Raw genomic sequence first — 23,718 nt, 5'->3', positions numbered from 1 at the left:
GCTTTAAGTTCAAGAGGTGAAAAACGTCCCGGCGGTCGCCGCCGCGCTCAGCCTCGCCGCCACCACCGCTCTGATGCCGGCGGCGCACGCCGATTCCGGTCCGCAGATCGGTACCGCGAAGATCCAGGTGATCGGCGGAGCCGGCCCGGTGACGCTGCGCTACCAGATCAACGGCGCGCCGGAACAGACCGAAACCGGCGTCACGCTGCCGTGGGAGAAGGACTACCCGGTCTACAACGAAATTTCCTCCTCGGTCACCGCCGACGCCGGCGACACGGCCCTCACGTGCACGATCACGATGGACGGCAAGCTGCTGTCCTTCAAGACGGAGCCGCGACCCACCTGCAGCTTCGCCTACTACGGCTAGCAGGGCGGGCCCACGGCCGGACAACGACCGCTTCACCGAGTGTGCGGCTGGCCGCACACTCGGCCGAGCGCAACACACGCCGTCGCGGAAATTCGCCGAAATTCGCCCGCCGCGCGTCGGCGCGCCTGCATCGATCAGATACGCGACGGCCATACCGTTCTGTTTGCGCGAATCAACTTGACATAACTCTAACTCTTTACTTGAGGTTTAGGTTTGCCGAGGGCGATCCGCTATCGAGCAGTCCCACCAGGGAGGAAGACAGCATGATGACCCCGCCGCACAACTACTTGGCCGTCATCAAAGTCGTCGGGATAGGCGGCGGCGGTGTGAACGCCGTCAACCGCATGATCGAGCAAGGGCTCAAGGGCGTGGAGTTCATCGCCATCAACACCGACGCTCAGGCGTTGTTGATGAGCGATGCCGACGTCAAGCTCGACGTCGGTCGCGACTCCACCCGTGGACTGGGTGCCGGCGCCGACCCCGAGGTCGGCCGCAAGGCCGCCGAGGACGCCAAGGACGAGATCGAAGAACTGCTGCGCGGGGCCGACATGGTGTTCGTCACCGCAGGTGAGGGCGGTGGCACCGGCACCGGTGGCGCGCCCGTCGTCGCCAGCATCGCCCGCAAGCTGGGTGCCCTGACCGTCGGCGTGGTGACCCGGCCGTTCTCCTTCGAGGGCAAGCGCCGCAGCAACCAGGCCGAGAACGGCATCGCGGCGCTGCGGGAGAGCTGCGACACCCTGATCGTCATCCCCAACGACCGCCTGCTGCAGATGGGCGACGCCGCGGTGTCGCTGATGGACGCGTTCCGCAGCGCCGACGAGGTGCTGCTGAACGGCGTGCAGGGGATCACCGACCTGATCACCACCCCGGGCCTGATCAACGTCGACTTCGCCGACGTCAAGGGCGTCATGAGCGGGGCGGGCACGGCGCTGATGGGCATCGGCTCGGCCCGCGGCGACGGTCGCGCGCTGAAGGCGGCCGAGATCGCGATCAACTCGCCGCTGCTCGAGGCGTCGATGGAGGGTGCCCAGGGCGTGCTGTTGTCGGTGGCCGGGGGTAGCGATCTGGGGTTGTTCGAGATCAACGAGGCGGCCTCGCTGGTGCAGGACGCCGCCCACCAGGACGCCAACATCATCTTCGGAACGGTGATCGACGACTCGCTCGGCGACGAGGTGCGCGTGACGGTGATCGCGGCGGGCTTCGACGCCGCGGGCCCCGGCCGCAAGCCGGTCGTCAGCAACGCCACCGCGGCCGCGGCGCCGACGACGGTGGCATCCGGCAAGCACGGCAAGGTGAGCTCCAGCCTGTTCGAACCGGCCGACGCGGTGAGCGTGTCGGTGCCGACCAACGGCGCGACCTTCGACATCGGCGGCGAGGACGACGACGTCGACGTGCCGCCGTTCATGCGGCGCTAGCCCGACGGCGCCATGGCGGCCTTGCTCCCGCCGGATACTGGACGGGTGAGCGTTCGCATCCGGCGGGTCAGCACGACCCGGGCTGGCGGTGTCTCGATACCGCCCTTCGACAGCTTCAACCTCGGCGACCATGTCGGCGACGATCCAGTCGCGGTGGCGGCCAACCGAAAGCGGTTGGGCAAGGCCATCGGGCTGGGTGCCGATCGGGTGGTGTGGATGAACCAGGTGCACGGTGACCGCGTCGAGGTGGTCGACGGCCCGCGCCGCAGCCCGTTCGCCAAGACCGACGGATTAGTCACGCGCACAACGCGATTGGCGCTTGCGGTGGTGACCGCCGACTGCGTGCCGGTACTACTGGCCGATGCCCGGGCGGGTGTGGTCGGCGCCGTGCACGCGGGTCGGGTCGGAGCGCGCGACGGCGTGGTGGCCCGCGCGGTCGAGGTAATGGTGGGTTTGGGCGCCCACGAGTCGGACATCTCGGTGCTGCTGGGCCCGGCGGTCAGCGGCCGCAATTACGAGGTGCCCGCCGCGATGGCCGACGAGGTCGAGGCGGCGCTGCCGGGCAGTCGCACCACCACGTCGGCAGGTACCCCGGGACTCGACCTGCGGGCCGGAATCGCCTGCCAGCTCAAGGCTTTGGGGATCGACGCCATCGATATCGACCCGCGCTGCACGGTCGACGACACCGACTTGTTCAGCCATCGCCGCGGAGCGCCGACCGGTCGGCTGGCATCGGTGGTGTGGATGGAATGAGTGTGGCGCTAAACGCTTCACCCCAACCCGAGCGGGGAATGGAATTGGCCGATTCTTTGGCGGCGTTACGTTCCCGGCTTGCCGCGGCCGCCGAAGCGGCCGGCCGCAAACTCGACGACATTCAACTCCTGCCTATTACCAAATTCTTTCCGGCAACCGATGTGGCGATTTTGTCGCGATTGGGATGCACCGCCTTCGGTGAATCCCGCGACCAGGAAGCGGCCGCAAAGGTCGGCGACGTCGATCGGTTGCTGGACGCCTCGGCCGACGGCGATCCCGGCGCCGGCCGACGCCGCTGGCACATGGTCGGCAAGATCCAACGCAATAAGGCCCGCTCGCTGGCGCACTGGGCGCACACCGCGCATTCGGTCAGCAGCGCCCGCGTTGTGACCGCGCTCGACCGGGCCGTCGACGGCGCGCTCGGCGACGGTCACCGCACCGATCCGCTCCGGGTCTACGTGCAGATCAGCCTCGACGGCGACGTCTCCCGGGGTGGGGTCGACGTGTCCGACGCCGGGGCGGTCGACGAGATCTGTGCGCAGGTAGCTGCGTCGCAATCCCTGGAACTGGTTGGTCTGATGGGCATTCCGCCGCTCGACTGGGAGCCCGACCGGGCCTTCGCGCGGCTGCAGTCCGAGCACCAGCGGGTACGCCGGGCCCACCCGGCCGCGGCGGGATTGTCGGCCGGGATGTCGAACGACCTTGAAACCGCGGTCAAACATGGTTCGACGTGTGTGCGTGTCGGTACCGCACTGTTGGGCCCGCGCCCGCTACCGTCACCGTCAATAGTCACTCCAGTCACATCTTCATCACAGACACCGAAATCTCGAGAGCTGTAGAAGGGTCAAGCGATGAGCACACTTCACAAGGTCAAGGCTTACTTCGGCATGGCCCCGATGGAGGACTACGACGACGAGTACTACGACGACCAGGCGCCTGCCCGGACCGGCGGCTACCCGCGGCAGCGGTTCGCCGACGACGGGTACGGCAGCCGCTACGAGGGTCGCGACTACGACGACCCGCGTAGCGACGCAGGCGATTACGCCCCCGGCTACCGGGGTGGCTACGCCGACGAGCCGCGATTCCGCGGACCCGACTACGACCGCGGCGGCGATCTGGGTCGGCCGCGCTTCGGATCGCTGCGCGGCTCCACCCGCGGCGCGCTGGCGATGGACCCGCGCCGGATGGCGATGCTGTTCGACGAGAGCAGCCCGCTGTCGAAGATCACCACGTTGCGTCCCAAGGATTACAGCGAGGCCCGCACCATCGGAGAGCGTTTTCGCGACGGCACCCCGGTGATCATGGACCTGGTGTCGATGGACAACGCAGATGCCAAGCGCCTGGTCGACTTCGCCGCCGGCCTGGCATTCGCGCTACGTGGCTCATTCGACAAAGTAGCCACCAAGGTGTTCTTACTCTCACCCGCTGACGTCGACGTCTCTCCTGAAGAGCGCCGACGCATCGCCGAGACCGGCTTTTACGCCTACCAGTAGCCGTAAGGCGCATCCAGAGGCGAGCCGGTAGGCTGACTTTGCCCTGCTGGAATGCAGCCTGGGCAGTTGGCATGGTCACATCTTCATTACTAAGGTCGGGCGCTCGTTGAAGCTGTTCATCTACCTCATCGGGATTGCGCTGTTCGTTTTCTGGCTCCTGCTGATCGCGCGCGTGGTGATCGAGTTCGTCCGTTCCTTCAGCCGGGACTGGCACCCCAAAGGCGTGACCGTGGTGATCCTGGAGGTCATCCTCTCGATCACCGATCCGCCGGTGAACCTGCTGCGACGGCTGATACCGCAGCTCACCGTTGGTGCCGTGCGGTTCGACCTTTCGATCATGGTGCTGCTGCTGGTCGCGTTCATCGGCATGACCATGGCGTTCGACCACGCGGGTCCCTAACGCCAACCACCGGCCTTCGGCCGCGCGAATTACCGCCCGCGGGAGTTTGCTGGCTCACCGATAAAGGTCACGTACCGGGCCGTTTTGTTACCTCTTAATCTTTGAAATTCGGTCTTATTTATTGACCGATTCGGCAACCGGCGGGTCTGGTGTGACAGGATGGGCGGCAGTTGCACCATGGCTACGACAGCGTTGATCCCGAACTACACTTTCCTGGTCGGTTAACCGTCCACACTCAAGGGGGCTAAGAATGCCGCTGACACCCGCAGACGTCCACAATGTGGCGTTCAGCAAGCCGCCGATCGGCAAGCGTGGTTACAACGAGGACGAGGTCGATGCCTTCCTCGATCTGGTCGAGAACGAGCTGACCCGCCTCATCGAGGAGAACTCGGACCTGCGTCAGCGGGTGTCCGAATTGGACCAGGAATTGGCCGGAGCACGGGCTGGCGGGGGAGCCAGTGTGCAAGCCACGCAAACGATTCCGGTGTACGAGCCCGAGCCCGAGCCGGTCAAGCCGACGCCGCAGCCCGCGCCCGTCGCGGCCCCGGTCGCCTCTCAGCCCCTGGGCGAAGAGGCCGCCATCAAGGCCGCCCGTGTGCTCAGCCTGGCGCAGGACACCGCGGACCGCTTGACCAGCCAGGCGCAGTCCGAGTCGGACAAGTTGCTCTCCGACGCCCGGGCGAACGCCGACCAGATCGTCGGCGACGCTCGCCGCGAGGCCGAGACCACGGTTTCCGAGGCGCGCCAGCGTGCCGACTCCCTGCTGTCGGACGCGCAGACCCGGTCCGAGACCCAACTGCGTCAGGCGCAGGAGAAGGCCGACGCACTGCAGGCCGATGCCGAGCGCAAGCACTCCGAGATCATGGGCACGATCAACCAGCAGCGGACTGTGCTGGAAGGCCGCCTCGAGCAACTGCGCACCTTTGAGCGCGAATACCGCACCCGGCTCAAGACCTACCTGGAATCGCAGCTCGAGGAGCTGGGCCAGCGCGGTTCGGCGGCGCCGGTGGATTCCAGCGCGACCAACGACTCGGCGGGATTCAACCAGTTCAATCGCGGTAACAACTAGGTCGGTCGGCGACACTGGCGCCAACTGTCGCTATCCTGCACAGTTGGCAGTGTCGCCCCGTCGGCTGGAGGTTAACCGGTGCTGATTGTCTCGCTGGTACTAGCGGTGATCGGTCTTGCCGCGCTCGTCTTCGCGGTCATTACCAGCAATGAGTTGGTCGCCTGGGTCTGCATCGGGGCCAGCGTCCTCGGCGTGGTGCTGCTGATCGTCGACGCGCTGCAGGAACGGCAACGCCGCGGCGGTCCGGCGCGTCAGGACGCCGATCCGGCGGCCGGCGCCCACGACGGCGACGTCGCCGACTACCCGGCGGACAGCATCGAAGACTCCGAAGACGTTGGCGCTCAGTCTGATTCAGAAGGCAGCGTCAGCGACGACCACAACACACGCTAGAGCGGTAACCCCCTATCGGCTGGCTGCGACGCCGGCAAAGACCACGGATGCGGGTGCGTTCCTGACGGGTTGCTGGCAGTCGGCAACGGTCGCTATTGTCGGTCGCGCGAAGGGGAGTAGTTCCATGTAGCCACGGAGACGTGGTGCATGCGGATGGTCGTCATACGCGGTGGGTTGATCCCACCCGGTCATCCACCGGAGCCTCGGCATCCGGCGAGCGAGACCTTCGGAAGACATCGTGTCGACCGAATGCCCCCGCGTCCCATTCGGTCGGCACCCACCGGGGTGACAGGAGACCGACCGTGAAAGCTACTCAGCCGCTGCGCTTTGCGGCTATGTGCGTAGGCACTACGACGGCGCTGGCCGAGGAATCGGCGCGGCTTGTGGGGTCGGCAGCGTCAACATTGAGCGGTGGCGGCCGCACCGGTGGGGACAACCGAGCGGGAGCCGATGCTTCCGACCGACCGGTGCGCTCGCCCGGCCGACCCGGTGACGGGTTGTTGTTCGCCGGTACGGCGGTGGTCGTGGCCGCGAACGCGGCCGGATTCGGGCTGGCCTTGGCCGGCCGCACGCTCCGGCTGCCGAGCCTGCCCAGCAGCGTGGAGGCCGCCGTTGCGATCGTCGACTACCAACCAAGGTTGCGTCGCGTCCTGGCGGACCGCATCGGCATCGCCGGGGCGGAGACCGTGTTGGGGCTCGCCAACGCCACCGCCCACACGATCGCGATGGCGCCGGCATCCCTGGCGGTCGATCTCGCGTTAGGAGTCTTTAGACTCGGCGAAGCCCGGGCCGGAGCGGGCGCGTGGTATCGGCGCGAACCCGAACTGGACCAGCTCATCGGCGTCACGGCCGGCCACGACGACACGATCGGGGCGGCGCGTCGGGACCTGCGATCGTCCTCGGAGGCAGGACGCCACGCCCGGCGCAGCGCCTGGATACAGGGAATCGGTGCCGCGGTGATTGCAGCGCTCGGCCGCGATCTCAACCTGGCCGGCAACGCAGCTCTCGTCGCGGCGCCCAAGCCGTCCCGAACCGCGCGCGAGGCATTCTCAGCGACGCTTGGCCGCGGGTTGGCCCGCCGCCACGCGGTCTTGCCGCTGCAGCCCGACAGCCTGCGCCGACTGGAGGCCGTCGACGTCGTGATCGTCGATCCGCGGGTGCTGCGCGGCGACCGGTTACGCCTCGCGGGTGTGCGCGGCACCGGCGAGAGCGACCTGGAGACCTGGAACCGCGCCCAGGCCATGTTGTCCGACGGCGGCCTCAAGCCCGGCTGGCATCCGGTTCCCGGTCAGCGCGGCCGTCGCGCCGGCGGCACGGAGGCATTGTTCGAGCCGGCCCCGCATCCGCTGGCGGTCGCTCTGGTGGCCGAACCGCAGCGGGCCGACGTGCAGGTGGTGACCGTCGACGACCCGGTCAGTCTGGGTGCGCTGCGTCCGGCGTTCGACGAGATCGCGCCGCTTTCAACCGATTCTATCGATGACGCGCTGGCCGACGCGCTGAAGTCCCATCAGGGTGACGGCCGCGCCGTGGCGGTGGTGTCCGCGTCCGGGGCGCAGGCGCTCGCGTCAGCCGATGTCACGCTGGGCGTGTGGCCCCGCGGTGACAGTGAAGCCGGTGCCGCGCTGACGAGGTGGGCGGATCTTGTGGTGGAGGATCTGGCCGGGGCGTGGCGGATACTGCACGCGCTCTCGGCCGCCAAAGCCGTCAGCCGCCAGGGCGTCGCGATTTCGGTCGGCGCGTCGGCCCTGGGTGCGTTGCTGCTCATTCCCACCGTCCGCGGTCAAGGCCCCGAGCCGGTCACCGCCGGTGCCGCGCTGGGCGTCCTGCTGGGATTCCGGTCGGCCCGAAACGTGATCAACGCCGCGGTGCCGCGACCGGCCCCGGTCGACGAATGGCACGCGATGTCGGTCGACCAGGTCCGCGCGACCCTGGCGTCCCACGAGGTCGACACGGAAACGGGTGGTGCGAACAGCGAAGAGCCGCACGTAATCTCGCAGTTCGTCGGCGCCGTGCGCGAGGAGTTGTCCGACCCGCTCACGCCGTTGATGGGGCTGGGTGCTGCGGCCAGCGCGATACTGGGCTCGCCGGTGGATGCGCTGCTCTTCGGTACGGTGCTGACCGCGAACGCGATGCTCGCCGCCGGGCAGCGGCTACAAGCCGAGCGAAGGCTCAATTCGCTTCTCGCCGAACAGAATCCGCCCGCCTGGCGGGTGACGGTGCGCGCCGACGGGACGCGGGAACGCGCCAAGGTGCGGGCCGAAGACTTGCGGCCCGGCGATGTGATCGACATCGGACCCAACGACGTGGTGCCGGCCGACGCCCGCCTTGTCGAGCAGACGGAGCTGGAAATCGACGAGGCCTCGCTGACCGGTGAGTCGCTGCCGGTGGCCAAGCAGACGGCCGCCACTCCGTTCGCCGACATCGCCGAACGTCGCTGCATGGTCTTCGCCGGGACGACCGTGGTGACCGGCATCGCCTCCGCGCTGGTGACCGCGGTCGGGCCGGACACCGAGGTGCGCCGCGCCGCCGACCTGGTCACCAGCGGGCACGAGGACATCGGGCTGGGTCACCAACTCGCCCAGATCACCAATCGCGCTTGGCCGCTGAGCATGGCCGCCGGTGCCGTGGTCGCCGCGTTCGGCGTGCTGCGCGGGACTCCGCTGCAACGAGCTGTCGGCAATGCGGTGTCGGTCGCCGTCGCGGCGATCCCCGAGGGCATGCCGGTGGTCGCGACCCTGGCGCAGCACGCGTCAGCGCAGCGGTTGACCAAAACCGGTGTGCTGGTCAGGGTTCCGCGTTCGGTCGAGGCTCTGGGCCGGGTCGACGTGGTGTGTTTCGACAAGACCGGGACGCTGAGCGAAAACCGGTTGCAGGTGACGCAGATTGAACCGGTGCCCGGGGGGTCACGCGACGAGGTGCTGCGCTGCGCCGGCAACGCCACGCCTGCGCCGAAGGGCCAGGGCCACGCCCACGCCACCGACGCCGCCGTCGCCCAAGCGGCCCTTGACGTCGTCGGCTCGCGAAGTCAGGCCGACATCCACCTGCCGTTCCGCTCCGGGCGACCGTTCGCCGCGTCGCTCACCGGTACCGAGCTGAGCCTCAAGGGCGCTCCGGAGGTCGTCATGGCCGCGTGCGACGACGTCCCGGACGGCGTCCACCGATTGGTCGAACAGCTGGCCGAGGACGGTTTGCGGGTGCTGGCGGTGGCCCGCCGCCGACTCGACCCGCATCAGTTGCACGCGCTCTCCGCGGACGGTGACCGCGGTGAAGCAATCGCGGATCTGTGCACCAGCGGCCTCACCCTGGTCGGCCTGCTCGGCCTGTCCGACACACCGCGCGCCGGAGCAGCGGACCTGCTGGCCGAATTGCAGCGGCGCGCCATCCCGATGCGGCTGATCACCGGTGACCACCCGGTGACCGCCGCCGCGATCGCCGGCAAGATGGGTGTACCGGTCACCGCGAACCAGGTCATCACCGGCGCGCAGTGGGCGATGCTGTCCCGCGCCGAACAGGAAACCGCCGTCGCCGAGCGCGTCGTGTTCGCCCGGATGTCGCCGGCGAACAAGGTGCAGGTCGTCCAGATGCTCGAGCGCACCGGGAGGGTGTGCGCCATGGTCGGCGACGGCGCCAACGACGCAGCCGCGATCCGGGCCGCCACCGTCGGTATCGGTGTCGTGGCGCACGGCAGCGACGCCGCGCACACCGCCGCGGACGTCGTACTGCTCGACGGTCGAATCGAGTCTCTTCTGGACGCGCTCGACGAAGGCAACGAGTTGTGGCAGCGGGTGCAATCGGCGGTGGCGGTGCTGCTGGGTGGCAACGCCAGTGGGGCGGTCTTCGCCATCATCGGCAGCGCACTGACAGGTCAGGCTCCGCTGAACACCCGCCAGCTTTTGCTGGTCAACATCGTCACCGATGCGCTACCCGCGACCGCGCTGGCGATCAGCCGACCCAGTCATGCGATGCCGTTCCGGGGCCACGGACCCGACGAGCGTGCGCTGATGCGCGCCGTGGCGGTCCGAGGAACCGTGACGGCCAGCGCGACGACGGCGGCCTGGCTGCTGGCCAGGGCCACCGGGCTTCCGCGGCGGGCATCCACCGTCGCCCTCGTCGCGTTGGTCACGACCCAACTCGGTCAGACGCTCCTGGAGTCACGCGCCCCCATGGTGGTGCTCACCGCGGGTGGCTCGCTGGCGGTGCTGGCAGCGTTGATCAGCACCCCGGGGATTAGTCAGCTGTTCGGGTGCACCCCGTTGGGTCCCGTCGGCTGGGCGCAGGCGCTCGGACCGGCCGGTGCCGCGATCACCGCAGCAGCGTTGGTGGGGCGTCAGACGGTCGGCGAAACGAGCAGTTCTCGCACCTCGTCATCGCTGACCTGATGGAAGTCGACGAACACCTGGCCGACGGCCTCGAAATCGTCGGGCATCATGGCGCACACCACGGCGTCAGCCTCGTCGGCCACTTGTTGGCAGACCGACTTCGGACCCACCGGCACGGCGACGACGACTGCCGTGGGTCCGCCGGCCCGCAGAGCGCGAACCGCCACCAGAATGCTTGCGCCGGTGGCGATCCCATCGTCGACGACGATGACGATCCGACCCCGGGGATCAGCCGGCGGGCGGTCACCGCGGTAGAGATGTTCGCGGCGGCGCAGCTCAGCGGTCTCGCGTTCGACAACGCCGCGCACTTGCTCGTCGTCGATCTGCAGACTCGACACCACCCGGTGATTCATCACGACACCGCCGCCGCTGGCCAGTGCCCCCATCGCCAACTCCGGCCATCGCGGCACACCGAGCTTGCGCACCAGGAACACGTCCAGTTCCGCCCCGAGCGCGGCGGCGATCTCCCAGCCGACCGGCACCCCGCCGCGGGCCAAACCCAGCACCAACAATCCGGGCGTGCCGCGGTAGGCGTCGAGTTTCGCGGCGAGCGCGCGCCCGGCTTCCTTGCGGTCGCGGTATGCGCGCGGAGGGGGACGGTCCATGCTTCGAGTCTGAACCCACGTAGCTCGCGCCGTCGCCGTTCGGCGCCTCGTCACCGGTCTTCGACGGTTCAGTTCGTGTCGGGCTTTCGCCTTCGCAGTTCTTCGGCGGCGCGCGCCCGCCGGAATCTCTGCATCGCCGGCCCCGTCTCGCGCCGGACACGCAGCATCCGCATGTAGCCGCGCATCCAGAGCTTCGCGAGGACCAGCGACTGGCCGGCGTACGGGTTGCTGTCGCCGGGATCGGCGACAGAACCCGCGTACAACGCGTAGGTGTATTCCGCGCGCTTCGTCATCGAACAAGCATGACGGCACAGCGGCCAGCGCGGCGGAACCCACGCCGACAGTGCGCGGCCGCTCGGTCTACGCCTACTCGCAGGTGCCGGCGTTCGGATCGATCTTCGCCGGCCACTTCTGCGACTGTTCCCGCATCGCCCCGCCTTTGCCCCGTTTCTCGTGATGTTCGCCGCGCTGAGCCTGTCGTACTTCGCGGTGTACGGCGGCGGATTCCTTTACCATCCGGGCCGCGGAGCTGGCGACGGTCGTGGCCACGGGGCCCGTACTGGCCGGGCGCTGCGGCCCGGCCACGATTGACCACCACCGCACCGATGCGTAAAGGGATAGGGAGAACAGATTTCGTCTGCTCAATTGGGTGTCCGAGGGGGGACTTGAACCCCCACGCCCATTAGTAGGGCACTAGCACCTCAAGCTAGCGCGTCTGCCATTCCGCCACTCGGACCGATGCCAATGAATTGGCAGCTAAGGCTATCGGATCGGCAGCCCGCGCCCAAACCAGCCCGGCGACAGCGCGCCGCGCGGCAAGTTCGGTGGCAATGGTAGGAAAGGTGACTGTGACGGTGCCCGCGGAGAGTCCCACCGACGACGTCGTCGACGTGGTCAGCAGGCTCATCCAGTTCGACACCACCAACACCGGCGATCTTGAAACCACCAGGGGCGAGGCCGAATGCGCGCGCTGGGTGGCCGCGCAACTCGAGGAAGTCGGCTACGAGGTCGAGTACCTCGAATCCGGCGCCCCCGGCCGCGGCAACGTGTTCGCCCGCCTGACGGGCGCGGACAACTCACGCGGCGCGCTGCTGATCCACGGACATCTCGACGTCGTGCCCGCCGAGCCGGCCGAGTGGAGCGTGCACCCGTTCTCCGGCGCGATCGAGGACGGCTACGTCTGGGGCCGCGGCGCGGTCGACATGAAGGACATGGTCGGCATGATGATCGTGCTGGCCCGCCACTTCCGGCGTGCCGGCATCGTCCCGCCCCGCGACCTGGTGTTCGCGTTCGTTGCCGACGAAGAGAACGGCGGCAAATGGGGGTCGCAGTGGCTGGTGGACAACCGGCCCGACCTGTTCGAGGGCATCACCGAGGCGGTCGGGGAGGTCGGCGGGTTCTCGCTGACCGTGCCGCGACGCGGCGGCGGCGAGCGGCGGCTCTATCTGATCGAGACGGCCGAGAAGAGCATGCACTGGATGCGGCTGACCGCGCACGGCCGGCCGGGCCACGGGTCGATGGTCCACGACCACAACGCGGTCACCACGTTGGCCGAGGCGGTCGCGCGGCTGGGGCGGCATCGCTTTCCCGTCGTGCCGACCGACAGCGTCGTGCAATTCCTGACCGCCGTCGGCGAAGAGACCGGATTCACGTTCGACACCGATTCACCCGACCTGGACGGCGTTGTCGAAAAACTCGGCCCGATGGCCCGCATTCTGAAGGCCACGTTGCGCGATACCGCCAATCCCACGATGCTCAAGGCCGGCTACAAAACCAACGTCGTGCCGGCCACGGCGGAGGCCATTGTCGACTGCCGGGTGCTGCCCGGGCGGTTGGCGGCTTTCGAGGCCGAGGTCGACGAGCTGATCGGGCCCGACGTGACGCGCGAGTGGATCACCACGCTGCCGTCGTACGAGACGACGTTCGACGGCGAGTTGGTCGACGCGATGAACGCCGCGCTGCTCGCCGTCGACCCGGACGCTCGCACCGTGCCGTACATGCTGTCCGGCGGAACGGACGCAAAAGCATTCGAGCGCTTGGGTATTCGCTGCTTCGGCTTCGCGCCGCTGCGGCTGCCGCCGGAACTCGACTTCGCGGCGTTGTTCCACGGCATCGACGAACGGGTACCCGTCGACGCATTGAGGTTCGGCACCGAGGTGCTCGCACACTTTCTGACGCATTGCTAGCCGACAACACGAGAGGGGATCGACCATGACCACCACGCCCGACCCGTACGCCGCACTGCCGCAACTGCCCTCGTTTCAGCTGGAGTCGTCGTCGTTCGCCGACGGTGCCGCGCTGACCAACGCCCAAGTCAGCGGAATCATGGGGGCCGGCGGTGAGGACGTCAGCCCGCAGCTGTCCTGGTCCGGATTCCCGGACGGCACAAAGAGTTTCGCGGTGACGGTTTACGACCCCGATGCCCCGACGGCTTCCGGGTTCTGGCACTGGGCGGTGGCCGACCTGCCCGCCTCGGTCACCGAGTTGGCCGCCGGGGCCGGCGACGGCAGCAACCTGCCCGGTGACGCGCTGACCCTGGTCAACGACGCCGGCCAGCGGCGCTACATCGGTGCGGCCCCGCCCGCCGGACACGGGCCGCACCGCTACTACGTCGCCGTGCACGCGGTCGGCGTGGACAAGCTGGACCTGCCGGAGGATGCCAGCCCAGCCTTCCTGGGCTTCAACCTCTTTCAGCATGCGATTGCGCGCGCCGTCATTCACGCAACCTACGAACAGAAGTAGATCGACCGACTCCAGTGGCTGAGGACGTACCGCGCGGGTGTGTGCTGGTGCTGCCGGGCGGCAGGGTGCGCAGCGACGAGGCTTCCCGGCGGCGACAGTTGGCCAATGTCCGGATGGAGTTCCTCGCGAGCGCGCTGCGGCGCCGTCTGGGCCCCGGGGTGGACGTCCGGCAGGTGCGGTATCGGCTTCGTGGCTGGAACGGGCCGCGTCGCGACCCAGTGGTCGACACCGAGCGCGTCCTCGAGGAGGTTGCGCGCCGCTGGGAGCCGGGCCGCGTTGTGGCTGTGGGCCATTCGATGGGTGGCCGGGTCGCCGCGCACCTGGCCGCCGGTGGTGGCTTGGGCGCGGTGGTGGCGCTGGCGCCGTGGTGGGAGCACGACGACGGCGACCTGATCCCGGATGCCACCCGATTGCTGGCCGTCCACGGCACCGCGGACACCATCACCGACCCCGCCCAGTCGCGTGCTCAGACCGAACGGGCGCGGGCCCGCGGACTCGATGCCCGGTGGGTGGGTATCGAGGGGGTCGGTCATCACATGGTGCGGCACTGGAATGAATGGCACCGCTTGACAACGGATTTCGTTGCCGATCAGTTGTCGCGCCGGTGACTACCGGTTCGCCGACCCGACGGCGTCGCTCAGCGACGCGAACCCGCCGTCGTGCAGCCGAGCGGCCAGGCCGTCGTGAATGTGCTTGGCCCACAGACCACCGCCGTAGATGAAACCGGTGTATCCCTGCAGCAACGACGCGCCTGAGGTGATGCGGTCCCAGGCGTCGTCGACGGTCTCAATGCCGCCGACACTGACAATCGTCAGCCGGTCGCCGACACGGACGTACAGCCGGCGCAGAACCTCGCCGGCGCGGGCGCGTACCGGCGGACCGGAGATGCCGCCGCTGCCGAGATGCTCGACACCGGGCGTGCGAAGGCCGTCGCGGGAAATGGTGGTGTTGGTGGCGACGATGCCGGCCAGGCCGAGTTCGACTGCCAGGTCGGCGATCTCGTCGATGTCGGGGTCGGCGAGATCCGGAGCGATCTTCACCAGCACCGGTGCCGACGCCACGGACAACACCGCAGTCAGGATGCCGCGCAGCGACTGGACGGTCTGCAAGTCACGTAGCCCGGGGGTGTTCGGCGAGCTCACATTGACCACTAGATACGCGGCGCGCGGACCGACCAGGCGGGCGCTGGCCCGGTAGTCCTCGGCGGCATTTTCGGCGGCCGTGATCTTGGTCTTGCCGATGTTCACGCCGATCGGCACGTCGGCCCGATGCTCGGCCAACCGGGACGCGAGCGCCGCGGCACCGCGGTTGTTGAAGCCCATGCGGTTGAGCAGCGCACGGTCGTCGGGGAGCCGGAACAGGCGTGGCGTCGGATTGCCGGGCTGCGCCTGCGCGGTGACGGTACCGACCTCTGCGTAGCCGAAACCCAGTGCGCCCCATGCTTTGAGCCCGAGGCCGTCCTTGTCGAAACCAGCGGCCAGGCCCAGCGGGCCGGGGAAGTGCACGCCGAACACCGTGCTCGCCAGTACCGGGTCGAGCGGCGCCAGCCGGCGGCTCAATTGTCGCCGGACGGGTGCGGCCGCAGTGACACCGCGCAGCCCGGTGAAGACGATGTGGTGGATGCGCTCGGCGGGAACCAGGAACAGCAGGCGGCGCAGCGCCGCGTAGGCCGTCACAGGTCCGGCTGGTCGGGCCGGACGCTCGCGGCGGCATTTTCGGCTCGGATTTTCTTGCGGCGCAACAACACCCGCCTGCTGCCGTCGGTGTAAAGCCTTACCCGGGTGAGTTCCCAGCCGCGGTACTCCGCTTCGATGGACAGTCGGGTAGACGCGCTGATCCGGGTGACCTCGGGCGGCAAACGCAAAGGCGCCCACTCATATTCGTCCGAGAGTTCGGCTTCCCACCCCACCGGCATCCTGCCGCGCCGCGCCGCCGTCAACGCGGACCCGCAGCGTGCTCGATGACCTGGACGCCCTCGCCGGCGCCCGAGATCACGTACAACGTGCCCGCGGCATCGTCGTAGGCCAGCGCGTTGGGTTGCCGCACGGATGGGTACCGTACCTTTTCCAGTGGTATTCCGGTTGACAGATCGTAACCAACGACAGTATTCGTCGCGGTCTGCGACACCCATGCCCACCCGCGCGAACCGGTGACGCCGTACGGCGAGTCCGCAACCGGATAGGCCTGGCGCAGGATCAACGGGTCGACCCCGAAGACCAGCAGCTGGCCACCACGGGTGTCGCTGACCAGCAGTCGGCCCGCCGGATCGGCCACCATGGTGGTCGCCCCCTGACCCGCGCGCAACGACTGACCGACCCGGCCGTCGGCGTCCACCGTGGTGACCGACGTCAGTGCCCGATCCAACACCGCGACGGTATTTCCCTGCGCGACAAGCGAATCGACGTGAACATGCACCGGCGTCAGGCTTGCGCCCGGTACCGCGGGCTTGAGGGAGTACAGCATCCCGTCCTCGGTGCCGAGCACCACCGTGCCGTCGGGGCGGCGGGTGATCGCGCTGAAGTCCACGTGCTCGGCGCCGTGAACACCTACCCGGGTGACATGCCCGGCCGACAGATCGACCTCGAGATATCCACCGCGGGTAGACAACAGGGCGGTTCCGGCGTTGTCGCCCACCAGTCCGGTCGCCGGCCCGGGTAGCGGGATCGTCCGCGGCGACGTTTGCTGACCGGCAATGGTGATGAGGCTTGCCGGGGCGGTCGGATCGACCCCCGGTGACAGCAGCGCGAGCTGCCCGGTGCGTCCGTCGAACACCGCCGCCGTGGCCCGCCGGTCCAGCGGGTGGACCATCCCGGCGGCGGCCCGCGTTACCGGGGGAGATGGCGCCGCCTGCGCCGGTGGAAAGCCGGCCGGCAGGTCGTCGAGGGCCTTCTTCGAGCAACCGGTCGCAAGCAGTAGCGAAATCAGCAGGCCGACAACGGTAATACGGCGGCGCCGCGCGTCGTGTGTGCTGTTTGCTGGCACGGGTGATTCTCCGCTACTCAAGGGACTCGCCGGGGTGACGGGGATGGTCCGATCGGAGTTCGATCCTAGGGAAAATTGTCCGACACGGCGCGGGTCCGCCCGGGTTGCCCGCGCCGGACGGCGGGGTATGGTCGGCCTATGAGCGTTGCCGAACATGGCCAATTCTCAGACGGAGAGTTTGCTATCGAGGACATGTGGCTCGGGGTCTTCTCCACCAAGATCCTGGCCAGCGGCTTCGGGCAGGTTGGCGACGGCCGCACTTTCGCATTCAGCATCGAAGGTCAGAAGTTGCTGGTCGAGGTCTACCGCCCGCGCCTGAAAGGCCCGGTACCGCAACCCGAGGACATCGTCGCCACTGCGCAACGAAATGTGGTCGACGTCGACATCGCCGACGAGCGCAGCCTGGGCGCCGCCGTGCGTGACGCCGTTGCCGTGGCCGAGGCATTGCGATAATCCCTGGCCACAGGGCTGTCCCGGGCGCCCGCGGCCACCCGGTACGGTCGTCGTCGTGCATGCGGTCCAAGCGATGTCGTGGTTGCAGGTGGTGGTGTTGTCCGTCGTGCAGGGCCTCACCGAGTTCCTGCCGGTGTCGTCCTCGGGCCACCTGGCGATCGTGTCGCGGGTGTTTTTCGCCGACGATGCGGGCGCGTCCTTCACCGCCGTCACCCAACTAGGCACTGAGGCAGCGGTTTTGGTGTACTTCGCCCGCGACATCGGCCGGATCCTGGTGGCCTGGTTCGCTGGACTGGGCAACGCGGAGCGTCGCACCGCCGACTACCGGCTGGGCTGGTACGTCATCATCGGCACGATCCCGATCTGCGTGCTGGGCCTGCTGTTCAAGGACCAGATTCGCTCGGGCGTGCGCAATCTGTGGGTGATCGCGACGGCCCTGGTGGTGTTCTCGGCGGTGATCGCGCTGGCCGAGCGGATCGGCAAGCAGAACCGCGACGTCGAGCAGTTGACCTGGCGTGACGCCGTCACCGTCGGCGTCGCGCAGACGCTGGCGCTGATCCCCGGCGTCTCCCGGTCGGGTTCGACGATCAGCGCCGGATTGTTCCTTGGCCAGCAGCGCGAGTTGTCCGCGCGTTTCGGCTTCCTGCTGGCGATCCCGGCGGTGTTCGCTTCCGGCTTGTTCTCGCTGCCCGACGCGTTTCATCCGGTGCTCGAGGGCATGAGTGCGACCGGCCCGCAGTTGCTGGTGGCGACGGCGATCGCGTTCGTCGTCGGGTTGGCCGCGGTGGCGTGGTTCCTGCGATTCCTGGTGCGGCACAGCATGTATTGGTTCGTCGGCTACCGCGTGCTGGCCGGCGTAGTCGTGCTGGTCTTGCTGGCGACGGGAGCGGTGAGCGCCATATGACCGCCGACGACGATGCGGGCGGTCCCGCTGAGGAGTGGCGCATATGACCGTCATTCTGCTGCGGCACGGCCGCTCGACCTCCAACACCGCCCACACGCTCGCGGGCCGCTCCGAAGGCGTCGAGCTCGACGACAAGGGCCAACAGCAGGCCGCCGAGCTCGTCGACCGGATCGGCGAGCTGCCGATCCGTGCGGTGGTCAGCTCGCCGTTGCTGCGTTGCCGTCAGACCGTCGAGCCTCTCGTGACCGCACTCGGCCTCGAAGTTACGGTCGATGACCGGCTGGCCGAGGTGGACTACGGCGAATGGACCGGCCGCAAGCTCGGCGAGCTGATGAAAGAGCCGCTCTGGGCCGTGGTGCAGGCGCACCCCAGCGCCGCGGTGTTCCCGGGCGGTGAGGGCCTGGCCGACGTCCAGACCCGGGCCGTCGCGGCCATCCGCGACCACGACGCGCGTCTGGCCGAGGAGCACAAGGCCGACGTGCTGTGGCTGGCTTGCACGCACGGCGATGTCATCAAAGCCGTGGTCGCCGACGCGCTGGGCCTGCACCTGGATGGATTCCAGCGGGTTTCCGCCGACCCGGCGTCGGTGAGTGTGATCCGTTACACGCGACTGCGCCCGTTCGTGCTGCACTCCAACCACACCGGCGCCCGCCTGACGTCCGCGTTGACCCCGCCACCGGCCCCGGAGGGCGACGCTTCAGCCGATGACGCGGTCGTCGGTGGCTCGACCGACTGAGCCGTCGACCACGGCCTGGGATTACTACGCCGCTGCAACAGCCGGTATTTTGGAAAGTGCCATGTCTCGTGCGATCCACGTCTTCCGCTCACCCGACCGATTCGTCGCCGGGACCGTTGGGCAGCCCGGAAACCGCACGTTCTACCTGCAGGCCGTGCACGACGCCCGGGTGGTGTCGGTGATCCTGGAGAAGCAGCAAGTGGCGGTGCTCGCCGAGCGGATCGACGCGCTGCTGGTCGAAGTCAACCGCCGGTTCGGCACACCCGTGCCGCCCGAGACCGACAAGGTCGAGGACCTGAGCCCACTCGTCACACCCGTCGACGCCGAATTCCGGGTCGGCACCATGGGTTTGGGCTGGGACTCCGAGGCGCAGACGGTGGTGGTGGAGCTGCTTGCCGTCAGCGACACCGAGTTCGACGCCTCCGTCGTGCTGGACGACACCGACGAGGGTCCCGACGCGGTGCGGGTCTTCCTCTCGCCGCAGTCGGCCCGCGAGTTCGCCACCCGATCGAATGCCGTGATCTCCGCCGGCCGCCCGCCCTGCCCGCTCTGCGAGGAACCATTGGACTCGGACGGGCACATCTGCGCCCGGACCAATGGCTACCGGCGCAGCGCGATGCTCGGTCCGGACGATGACGCCGAGGCCTGACGATCGCGAGGTCCTGCGCACCGGCGAACTGACGGTCCTGGGACGGATTCGCTCCGCGAGCAACGCCACCTTCTTGTGCGAAGCGACCCTGGACGGGCGCACCGTGCACTGCGTGTACAAGCCGATCTCCGGCGAACAGCCGCTGTGGGACTTCCCCGACGGCACGCTGGCCGGCCGCGAACTCGGCGCCTATCTGGTGTCGGCGCATCTGGGCTGGAACATCGTGCCCTACACCATCATTCGGCACGGCCCCGCGGGCCCCGGCATGCTTCAACTCTGGGTCGACCAGCCCGGCGACACCGCGGAGTCCGAACCCGGACCCGAGCTCGACCTCGTCGACCTGGTGCCCGCCGACCAGTGCCCGCGCGGCTACCTGCCGGTGCTGCGCGCCTACGACTACGCCGGCGACCCGGTCGAGCTGGTGCACGCCGACGATGTCCGGTTGTGGCGAATGGCGGTGTTCGACGTACTGGTCAACAACGCCGACCGCAAAGGCGGTCACGTACTGCGCGGGCTCAACGGCGACGTCTACGGCGTCGACCACGGGGTGAGCCTGCACGTCGAGGACAAACTGCGCACGGTCTTGTGGGGGTGGGCCGGCAAGAAGATCGACGCCAAGACCCTGGAGACGGTGTCGTGTCTGGTGGACGGCCTGGGTGAGGCGCTCGGCGAGGCGCTGTCCGAGCACATCACCAGCGCGGAAGTCGCCGCGCTGCGGATGCGTGCGCAGGTGCTGCTCGCCCACCCGGTGATGCCCGGCCCGGACCGGCACCGCCCGATTCCCTGGCCCGCGTTCTAGCCGATGTCCCGCTCTCTGACGCTGTCGCTCGACGCCCCCGTCCGCGTCGACGAGATCCTTGCCGCGTTCGCCGACGCGGACTACTGGCAGGCGCGGCTGGCCGCGTTCGACAGCGGCACCGCGACGCTGGACTCGCTGCGCACCGATACCGACGGCGGCGTGACGGCGGCACTGACCGTGAGCCTGTTCGCCAACCGGCTGCCGAAGGTCGTCACCGCCCTGGTGCCGGGCGAATTCACGATGGCCCGCACCGAGACCTGGCGTCCGGTCGGCGACGGTACGGCGCGCGCGACGATCGACGTCACGGTTCCCGGCGCGCCGGTCTCCGCGGTCGGAAAGGTGTCGTTGGTCCCAGTGGACAGCGGCTCGCGGCTGGACTTCAGCACCACCGTTCGGGTGAACATTCCGCTGGTCGGCGGGCAGGTGGAGAGCTTCATCGTGAGTCGGCTGGGCGACGAGATCGGCGCCGTGCAGCGCTTCACCAACGCCTGGATCGTCACGAACCGCTGACGCCGTCGGTGATACTGGAGCGGTGACACCCGAGCCCCTCAGCGACGCCGCGCTGGCCGCCGACCTCGCCGAAGAGGCGGGCAAGCTGCTGCTCAAGGTGCGCGATCGGGTCGGCTTCGACCACCCGTGGCTGCTCGGCGACGAGGGCGACAGCCAGGCCAACGCGTTGCTGCTCAAGCGACTGCGCGCCGAGCGCCCGGGCGACGCGGTGCTCAGCGAAGAGGCCTACGACGACCTGAACCGGCTGCAGTCCGACCGGGTCTGGATCGTCGACCCGCTGGACGGCACCCGCGAATTCTCCTGGGAGGGCCGCGACGACTGGGCCGTGCACGTCGCGCTCTGGCAACGCCACGGCGGCCCCAACGGCGCGATCACCGACGCCGCCGTCGCACTGCCCGCGATGGGGGAGGTGCATCGCAGCGACACCGTAATCGCGCCCACCACAGAGCTTTCGGGACCGATCAGGATCACCGCCAGCTCCAATCGGCCTCCCGCTGTGCTGTACTACCTGGCCCGCCAGCTCGACGTCGAATTCGTCCGGATCGGCTCGGCCGGCGCCAAGGCGATGTCGGTGATCCGCGGCGACGCCGACGCCTACATCCATGCCGGCGGGCAGTGGGAATGGGACTCGGCCGCGCCCGCGGGCGTCATCCTGGCGGCCGGCATGCACGCGTCGCGCCTCGACGGCTCGGAGATGATCTACAACCGGCCCGACCCATATCTGCCCGACTTCTTGATGTGTCGCGCGGAGCTGGCCGACCTGTTGCTGGGCGCGATCCGGGTCGCGAGCTAGCGACTGCGGAATTCCATTCGGCGGTCAGCCGTTGCCGGTGGACATGGCGACTCTCGCGCAGCCTGGGATTTTCACGGACCGTCGTACGGCGGGCATTGGCGGCGCGCCTAAAGTCGTCGGCATGCAATCCTGGCCGGCCGCACCCGTACCAGTGCTGCCGGGACGCGGCCCGGAGTTGCGGCTCTACGACACCTCCGACCGTCAGGTGACGCCGGTGTCGGCGGGATCGACCGCCACGATGTACGTCTGCGGCATCACGCCCTACGACGCCACCCATCTCGGCCACGCCGCGACTTACCTGACCTTCGACCTGATCCACCGGATCTGGCTCGACCTCGGCCACGACGTGCACTACGTGCAGAACGTCACCGACGTCGACGACCCGCTGTTCGAGCGCGCCGACCGCGACGGCATCGACTGGCGCGATCTGGCCGCCCGCGAAACTCAGCTGTACCGCGACGACATGACCGCGCTGCGGGTGCTGCCGCCCCGCGAGTACGTCGCGGCCACCGGCGCGGTGGCCGAGGTCGTCGAACTCGTCGAGAAGATGCTGGCGTCCGGCGCCGCCTACGTCGTCGAGGACGCCGAGTATCCCGACGTGTACTTCCGCGCCGACGCCACCGCGCAGTTCGGCTACGAGTCCGGCTACGACCGTGACACCATGCTCGCCCTGTTCGCCGAGCGCGGCGGCGACCCGGACCGCGCAGGCAAGAGCGACAAACTCGACGCGCTGCTGTGGCGAGCCGAGCGGCCCGGCGAGCCGAGCTGGCCCTCGCCCTTCGGCCGCGGCCGGCCGGGCTGGCACGTCGAGTGCGCGGCGATTGCGCTCAGCCGCATCGGCAGCGGCCTCGACATCCAGGGCGGCGGCAGCGACCTGATCTTCCCGCACCACGAATTCACCGCGGCGCACGCCGAATCCGTCACCGGCGAAAGGCGATTCGCCGGCCATTACGTGCACGCCGGGATGATCGGCTGGGACGGCCACAAGATGTCCAAGAGCCGCGGCAACCTGGTGCTGGTGTCCGGCCTGCGTGCCGAGGGTGTCGATCCGGCCGCCATCCGGCTGGGGCTACTGGCCGGGCACTACCGCGCCGATCGCGAGTGGACGCCGCAGGTGCTTGACGACGCCCACGCCCGGCTGCAGCGCTGGCGGTCCGCGGTTGCGCTGCCCGCCGGCCCGGACGCCACCGATGTCCTCGCCAGGGTTCGCCAGTATCTCGCCGACGATCTCGACTCGCCCAAAGCGCTTGCCGCACTGGATGGTTGGAGCACCGACGCGTTGGAGTACGGCGGCCACGACGCCGACGCGCCGCGCGCGGTGGCCGCGCTGACGGATGCGTTACTCGGGGTGGAATTGTCCCCGGCGCCGCGCTAGCGGGTAGGTTGCCGCCATGACGTCAGTTAACTCGCAAGTCGTATTCATCACCGGCGGCGGCCACGGCATCGGGGCCGAGGTGGCCCGTCGCCTACACGCCAAGGGCGCCAAGCTGGTTCTGACCGACCTGGATCCCGATGCGCTTGCGACGATCACCGCCGAACTGGGCAGCGAGCGAGTGCTGACGGTCGTTGCCGACGTGTGCGACCTGGCCGCCATGCAGACCGCCGCCGAGAGTGCCGTCAACACGTTCGGCGGCATCGACGTCGTGCTGGCCAACGCCGGCATCGCCAGCTACGGATCGGTGCTGCAGGTCGATCCCAAGGCATTCCAGCGGGTGATCGACGTCAACCTGGTGGGCGTCTTCAACACCGTGCGCGCCACCCTGCCCTCGGTGATCGGGACCAAGGGCTACGTGCTGATCGTCTCCTCGTTGGCCGCCTTCGCCGCCGCTCCCGGGATGAGCCCCTACGACGCCTCCAAGGCCGGCGTCGAGCACCTGGCCAACGCGCTGCGCCTGGAGGCCGTCGGCCACGGCGTCACCGTCGGCTCGGCGCACATGTCCTGGATCGACACGGCACTGGTCCGCGACAGCAAGGCCGACCTGCCGTCGTTCACCGAGCTGCTGTCCAAGCTGCCGTGGCCGCTGAACAAGACGACCTCGGTCGACGACTGTGCCAACGCGTTCGTCAAGGGCATCGAGCAGCGCAAGAAGCGGGTCTACTGCCCGGGTTGGGTGGGCTTCTTCCGCTGGCTCAAGCCGGTGCTGTCGACTGCGATCGGCGAGAACGCGGTGTCCAAGACCGCCAAGGAGCTGCTGCCCCGGATGGATGCCGAAGTGGCCGCGCTCGGCCGCTCGACGAGTTCCTTCAACGCGAAGTTCGACAAGGCGTAGGTCCCGCCC

The 23,718-nt window shown here is 68.8% G+C and carries 26 protein-coding genes and 1 tRNA gene; 21 read left to right on the top strand and 6 right to left on the bottom strand.

Translation table 11 applies throughout. From position 1 onward, the window contains the following. Nucleotides 1-16: 16 nt before the first annotated feature. From PT015_RS06910 to PT015_RS06870, 9 genes are all read left to right on the top strand, one after another. Nucleotides 17-367 carry a hypothetical protein gene (locus PT015_RS06910; protein ID WP_285189800.1) on the top strand — a complete coding sequence of 117 codons (351 nt, stop codon included), beginning with the start codon at nt 17-19 and terminating at the stop codon, nt 365-367. A 266-nt stretch (nt 368-633) separates the two neighbouring features. Continuing rightward, the gene (gene ftsZ, locus PT015_RS06905; protein WP_285190976.1) at nt 634-1,782 is read left to right on the top strand and encodes a cell division protein FtsZ; all 1,149 of its coding nucleotides are present in this window, start codon (nt 634-636) and stop codon (nt 1,780-1,782) included. A gap of 45 nt (nt 1,783-1,827) precedes the next feature. Further along, nucleotides 1,828-2,535: a peptidoglycan editing factor PgeF gene (gene pgeF, locus PT015_RS06900; RefSeq protein WP_285189799.1), complete on the top strand. Its 708-nt coding sequence runs from the start codon at nt 1,828-1,830 to the stop codon at nt 2,533-2,535. After that, entirely contained in the window at nt 2,532-3,374 is an 843-nt protein-coding gene (locus PT015_RS06895; RefSeq protein ID WP_285189798.1) for a YggS family pyridoxal phosphate enzyme, read from the top strand. Before pgeF ends, PT015_RS06895 begins: the two co-directional genes overlap by 4 nt. Before the next feature lie 12 nt (nt 3,375-3,386). Continuing rightward, on the top strand, nt 3,387-4,028 hold the full coding sequence (locus PT015_RS06890; protein ID WP_285189797.1) for a cell division protein SepF: 642 nt from the start codon (nt 3,387-3,389) through the stop codon (nt 4,026-4,028). 106 nt (nt 4,029-4,134) lie between these two features. Next, on the top strand, nt 4,135-4,428 hold the full coding sequence (locus PT015_RS06885) for a YggT family protein (protein WP_285189795.1): 294 nt from the start codon (nt 4,135-4,137) through the stop codon (nt 4,426-4,428). Nucleotides 4,429-4,678: 250 nt separating this feature from the next. After that, nucleotides 4,679-5,497, top strand: a complete 819-nt coding sequence (wag31, locus tag PT015_RS06880; RefSeq protein WP_285189793.1) for a DivIVA-like cell division protein Wag31 — start codon at nt 4,679-4,681, stop codon at nt 5,495-5,497. 78 nt (nt 5,498-5,575) lie between these two features. After that, complete coding sequence (locus PT015_RS06875; RefSeq protein WP_285189791.1) at nt 5,576-5,887, top strand: hypothetical protein; 312 nt, start codon at nt 5,576-5,578, stop codon at nt 5,885-5,887. A 302-nt stretch (nt 5,888-6,189) separates the two neighbouring features. Continuing rightward, a complete protein-coding gene (locus tag PT015_RS06870) occupies nt 6,190-10,266 on the top strand; it encodes a cation-translocating P-type ATPase (RefSeq protein ID WP_285189790.1) in 4,077 nt (1,358 codons plus the stop codon). Here PT015_RS06870 and PT015_RS06865 read toward each other — a convergent pair. The 3 genes from PT015_RS06865 to PT015_RS06855 form a co-directional block, all read right to left on the bottom strand. Further along, a complete protein-coding gene (locus tag PT015_RS06865; protein ID WP_285189789.1) occupies nt 10,215-10,871 on the bottom strand; it encodes a phosphoribosyltransferase in 657 nt (218 codons plus the stop codon). The genes PT015_RS06870 and PT015_RS06865 overlap by 52 nt on opposite strands. Before the next feature lie 68 nt (nt 10,872-10,939). Continuing rightward, nucleotides 10,940-11,164: a ribosome modulation factor gene (locus PT015_RS06860; RefSeq protein WP_285189788.1), complete on the bottom strand. Its 225-nt coding sequence runs from the start codon at nt 11,162-11,164 to the stop codon at nt 10,940-10,942. Nucleotides 11,165-11,521: 357 nt separating this feature from the next. Further along, nucleotides 11,522-11,607 (bottom strand) — tRNA-Leu (locus PT015_RS06855). 94 nt (nt 11,608-11,701) lie between these two features. On the opposite strand from PT015_RS06855, the gene PT015_RS06850 reads away from it, so the two are divergent. Genes PT015_RS06850 through PT015_RS06840 form a run of 3 tightly spaced genes read left to right on the top strand, consistent with a single transcriptional unit; the run spans nt 11,702 to nt 14,221 of the window. Further along, the gene (locus PT015_RS06850) at nt 11,702-13,057 is read left to right on the top strand and encodes a M20/M25/M40 family metallo-hydrolase (RefSeq protein ID WP_285190975.1); all 1,356 of its coding nucleotides are present in this window, start codon (nt 11,702-11,704) and stop codon (nt 13,055-13,057) included. A gap of 25 nt (nt 13,058-13,082) precedes the next feature. Further along, complete coding sequence (locus PT015_RS06845) at nt 13,083-13,613, top strand: YbhB/YbcL family Raf kinase inhibitor-like protein (protein WP_285189787.1); 531 nt, start codon at nt 13,083-13,085, stop codon at nt 13,611-13,613. A gap of 14 nt (nt 13,614-13,627) precedes the next feature. Next, nucleotides 13,628-14,221: an alpha/beta hydrolase gene (locus tag PT015_RS06840; RefSeq protein WP_285189785.1), complete on the top strand. Its 594-nt coding sequence runs from the start codon at nt 13,628-13,630 to the stop codon at nt 14,219-14,221. Here the strand turns inward: PT015_RS06840 and PT015_RS06835 are convergent, their stop codons facing one another. The 3 genes from PT015_RS06835 to PT015_RS06825 are packed head-to-tail and all read right to left on the bottom strand — an operon-like array spanning nt 14,222 to nt 16,595. Then, a complete protein-coding gene (locus PT015_RS06835) occupies nt 14,222-15,289 on the bottom strand; it encodes a quinone-dependent dihydroorotate dehydrogenase (RefSeq protein WP_285189783.1) in 1,068 nt (355 codons plus the stop codon). Further along, nucleotides 15,286-15,552, bottom strand: coding sequence for a DUF5703 family protein (locus PT015_RS06830; protein ID WP_285189780.1), 267 nt, complete (start codon nt 15,550-15,552; stop codon nt 15,286-15,288). The genes PT015_RS06835 and PT015_RS06830 overlap by 4 nt, the downstream gene beginning before the upstream one ends. After that, the gene (locus tag PT015_RS06825; protein ID WP_285189778.1) at nt 15,549-16,595 is read right to left on the bottom strand and encodes a YncE family protein; all 1,047 of its coding nucleotides are present in this window, start codon (nt 16,593-16,595) and stop codon (nt 15,549-15,551) included. The genes PT015_RS06830 and PT015_RS06825 overlap by 4 nt, the downstream gene beginning before the upstream one ends. A 138-nt stretch (nt 16,596-16,733) precedes the next feature. On the opposite strand from PT015_RS06825, the gene PT015_RS06820 reads away from it, so the two are divergent. The 9 genes from PT015_RS06820 (at nt 16,734) to PT015_RS06780 (ending at nt 23,709) form a co-directional block, all read left to right on the top strand. Next, complete coding sequence (locus tag PT015_RS06820; protein WP_285189776.1) at nt 16,734-17,048, top strand: hypothetical protein; 315 nt, start codon at nt 16,734-16,736, stop codon at nt 17,046-17,048. A 73-nt stretch (nt 17,049-17,121) separates the two neighbouring features. After that, complete coding sequence (locus tag PT015_RS06815) at nt 17,122-17,952, top strand: undecaprenyl-diphosphate phosphatase (RefSeq protein ID WP_285190974.1); 831 nt, start codon at nt 17,122-17,124, stop codon at nt 17,950-17,952. A 43-nt stretch (nt 17,953-17,995) separates the two neighbouring features. Continuing rightward, nucleotides 17,996-18,688, top strand: a complete 693-nt coding sequence (locus PT015_RS06810; protein WP_285189775.1) for a histidine phosphatase family protein — start codon at nt 17,996-17,998, stop codon at nt 18,686-18,688. A 61-nt stretch (nt 18,689-18,749) separates the two neighbouring features. Next, nucleotides 18,750-19,337, top strand: coding sequence for a DUF3090 domain-containing protein (locus PT015_RS06805; protein WP_285189774.1), 588 nt, complete (start codon nt 18,750-18,752; stop codon nt 19,335-19,337). Further along, on the top strand, nt 19,321-20,136 hold the full coding sequence (locus tag PT015_RS06800) for an SCO1664 family protein (protein ID WP_285189772.1): 816 nt from the start codon (nt 19,321-19,323) through the stop codon (nt 20,134-20,136). The genes PT015_RS06805 and PT015_RS06800 overlap by 17 nt, the downstream gene beginning before the upstream one ends. Before the next feature lie 3 nt (nt 20,137-20,139). Beyond that, nucleotides 20,140-20,646 carry a DUF2505 domain-containing protein gene (locus tag PT015_RS06795; protein ID WP_285189771.1) on the top strand — a complete coding sequence of 169 codons (507 nt, stop codon included), beginning with the start codon at nt 20,140-20,142 and terminating at the stop codon, nt 20,644-20,646. A gap of 22 nt (nt 20,647-20,668) precedes the next feature. Beyond that, on the top strand, nt 20,669-21,439 hold the full coding sequence (locus PT015_RS06790; protein WP_285189769.1) for a 3'(2'),5'-bisphosphate nucleotidase CysQ: 771 nt from the start codon (nt 20,669-20,671) through the stop codon (nt 21,437-21,439). 121 nt (nt 21,440-21,560) lie between these two features. Beyond that, on the top strand, nt 21,561-22,814 hold the full coding sequence (gene mshC, locus PT015_RS06785) for a cysteine--1-D-myo-inosityl 2-amino-2-deoxy-alpha-D-glucopyranoside ligase (protein ID WP_285189767.1): 1,254 nt from the start codon (nt 21,561-21,563) through the stop codon (nt 22,812-22,814). Between the two features lie 16 nt (nt 22,815-22,830). Further along, on the top strand, nt 22,831-23,709 hold the full coding sequence (locus tag PT015_RS06780; protein WP_285189765.1) for an SDR family oxidoreductase: 879 nt from the start codon (nt 22,831-22,833) through the stop codon (nt 23,707-23,709). The last annotated feature ends 9 nt before the right edge of the window (nt 23,710-23,718 follow it).

The sequence above is a fragment of the Candidatus Mycobacterium wuenschmannii genome (genome assembly GCF_030252325.1).
Lineage (GTDB): Bacteria > Actinomycetota > Actinomycetes > Mycobacteriales > Mycobacteriaceae > Mycobacterium > Mycobacterium wuenschmannii.
This window is presented reverse-complemented; position numbering and strand designations above follow the sequence as displayed.

What these genes read in the sequence shown, in the direction of transcription:
- ftsZ (WP_285190976.1), top strand. Translation starts at nt 634, where the DNA reads ATGACCCCGCCGCACAACTACTTGGCCGTCATCAAAGTCGTCGGGATA.
- PT015_RS06895 (WP_285189798.1), top strand. Translation starts at nt 2,532, where the DNA reads ATGAGTGTGGCGCTAAACGCTTCACCCCAACCCGAGCGGGGAATGGAA.
- PT015_RS06890 (WP_285189797.1), top strand. Translation starts at nt 3,387, where the DNA reads ATGAGCACACTTCACAAGGTCAAGGCTTACTTCGGCATGGCCCCGATG.
- wag31 (WP_285189793.1), top strand. Translation starts at nt 4,679, where the DNA reads ATGCCGCTGACACCCGCAGACGTCCACAATGTGGCGTTCAGCAAGCCG.
- PT015_RS06865 (WP_285189789.1), bottom strand. Translation starts at nt 10,871, where the DNA reads ATGGACCGTCCCCCTCCGCGCGCATACCGCGACCGCAAGGAAGCCGGG.
- PT015_RS06860 (WP_285189788.1), bottom strand. Translation starts at nt 11,164, where the DNA reads ATGACGAAGCGCGCGGAATACACCTACGCGTTGTACGCGGGTTCTGTC.
- PT015_RS06850 (WP_285190975.1), top strand. Translation starts at nt 11,702, where the DNA reads ATGGTAGGAAAGGTGACTGTGACGGTGCCCGCGGAGAGTCCCACCGAC.
- PT015_RS06845 (WP_285189787.1), top strand. Translation starts at nt 13,083, where the DNA reads ATGACCACCACGCCCGACCCGTACGCCGCACTGCCGCAACTGCCCTCG.
- PT015_RS06820 (WP_285189776.1), top strand. Translation starts at nt 16,734, where the DNA reads ATGAGCGTTGCCGAACATGGCCAATTCTCAGACGGAGAGTTTGCTATC.
- PT015_RS06815 (WP_285190974.1), top strand. Translation starts at nt 17,122, where the DNA reads ATGTCGTGGTTGCAGGTGGTGGTGTTGTCCGTCGTGCAGGGCCTCACC.
- PT015_RS06810 (WP_285189775.1), top strand. Translation starts at nt 17,996, where the DNA reads ATGACCGTCATTCTGCTGCGGCACGGCCGCTCGACCTCCAACACCGCC.
- PT015_RS06805 (WP_285189774.1), top strand. Translation starts at nt 18,750, where the DNA reads ATGTCTCGTGCGATCCACGTCTTCCGCTCACCCGACCGATTCGTCGCC.
- PT015_RS06800 (WP_285189772.1), top strand. Translation starts at nt 19,321, where the DNA reads ATGACGCCGAGGCCTGACGATCGCGAGGTCCTGCGCACCGGCGAACTG.
- PT015_RS06795 (WP_285189771.1), top strand. Translation starts at nt 20,140, where the DNA reads ATGTCCCGCTCTCTGACGCTGTCGCTCGACGCCCCCGTCCGCGTCGAC.
- mshC (WP_285189767.1), top strand. Translation starts at nt 21,561, where the DNA reads ATGCAATCCTGGCCGGCCGCACCCGTACCAGTGCTGCCGGGACGCGGC.
- PT015_RS06780 (WP_285189765.1), top strand. Translation starts at nt 22,831, where the DNA reads ATGACGTCAGTTAACTCGCAAGTCGTATTCATCACCGGCGGCGGCCAC.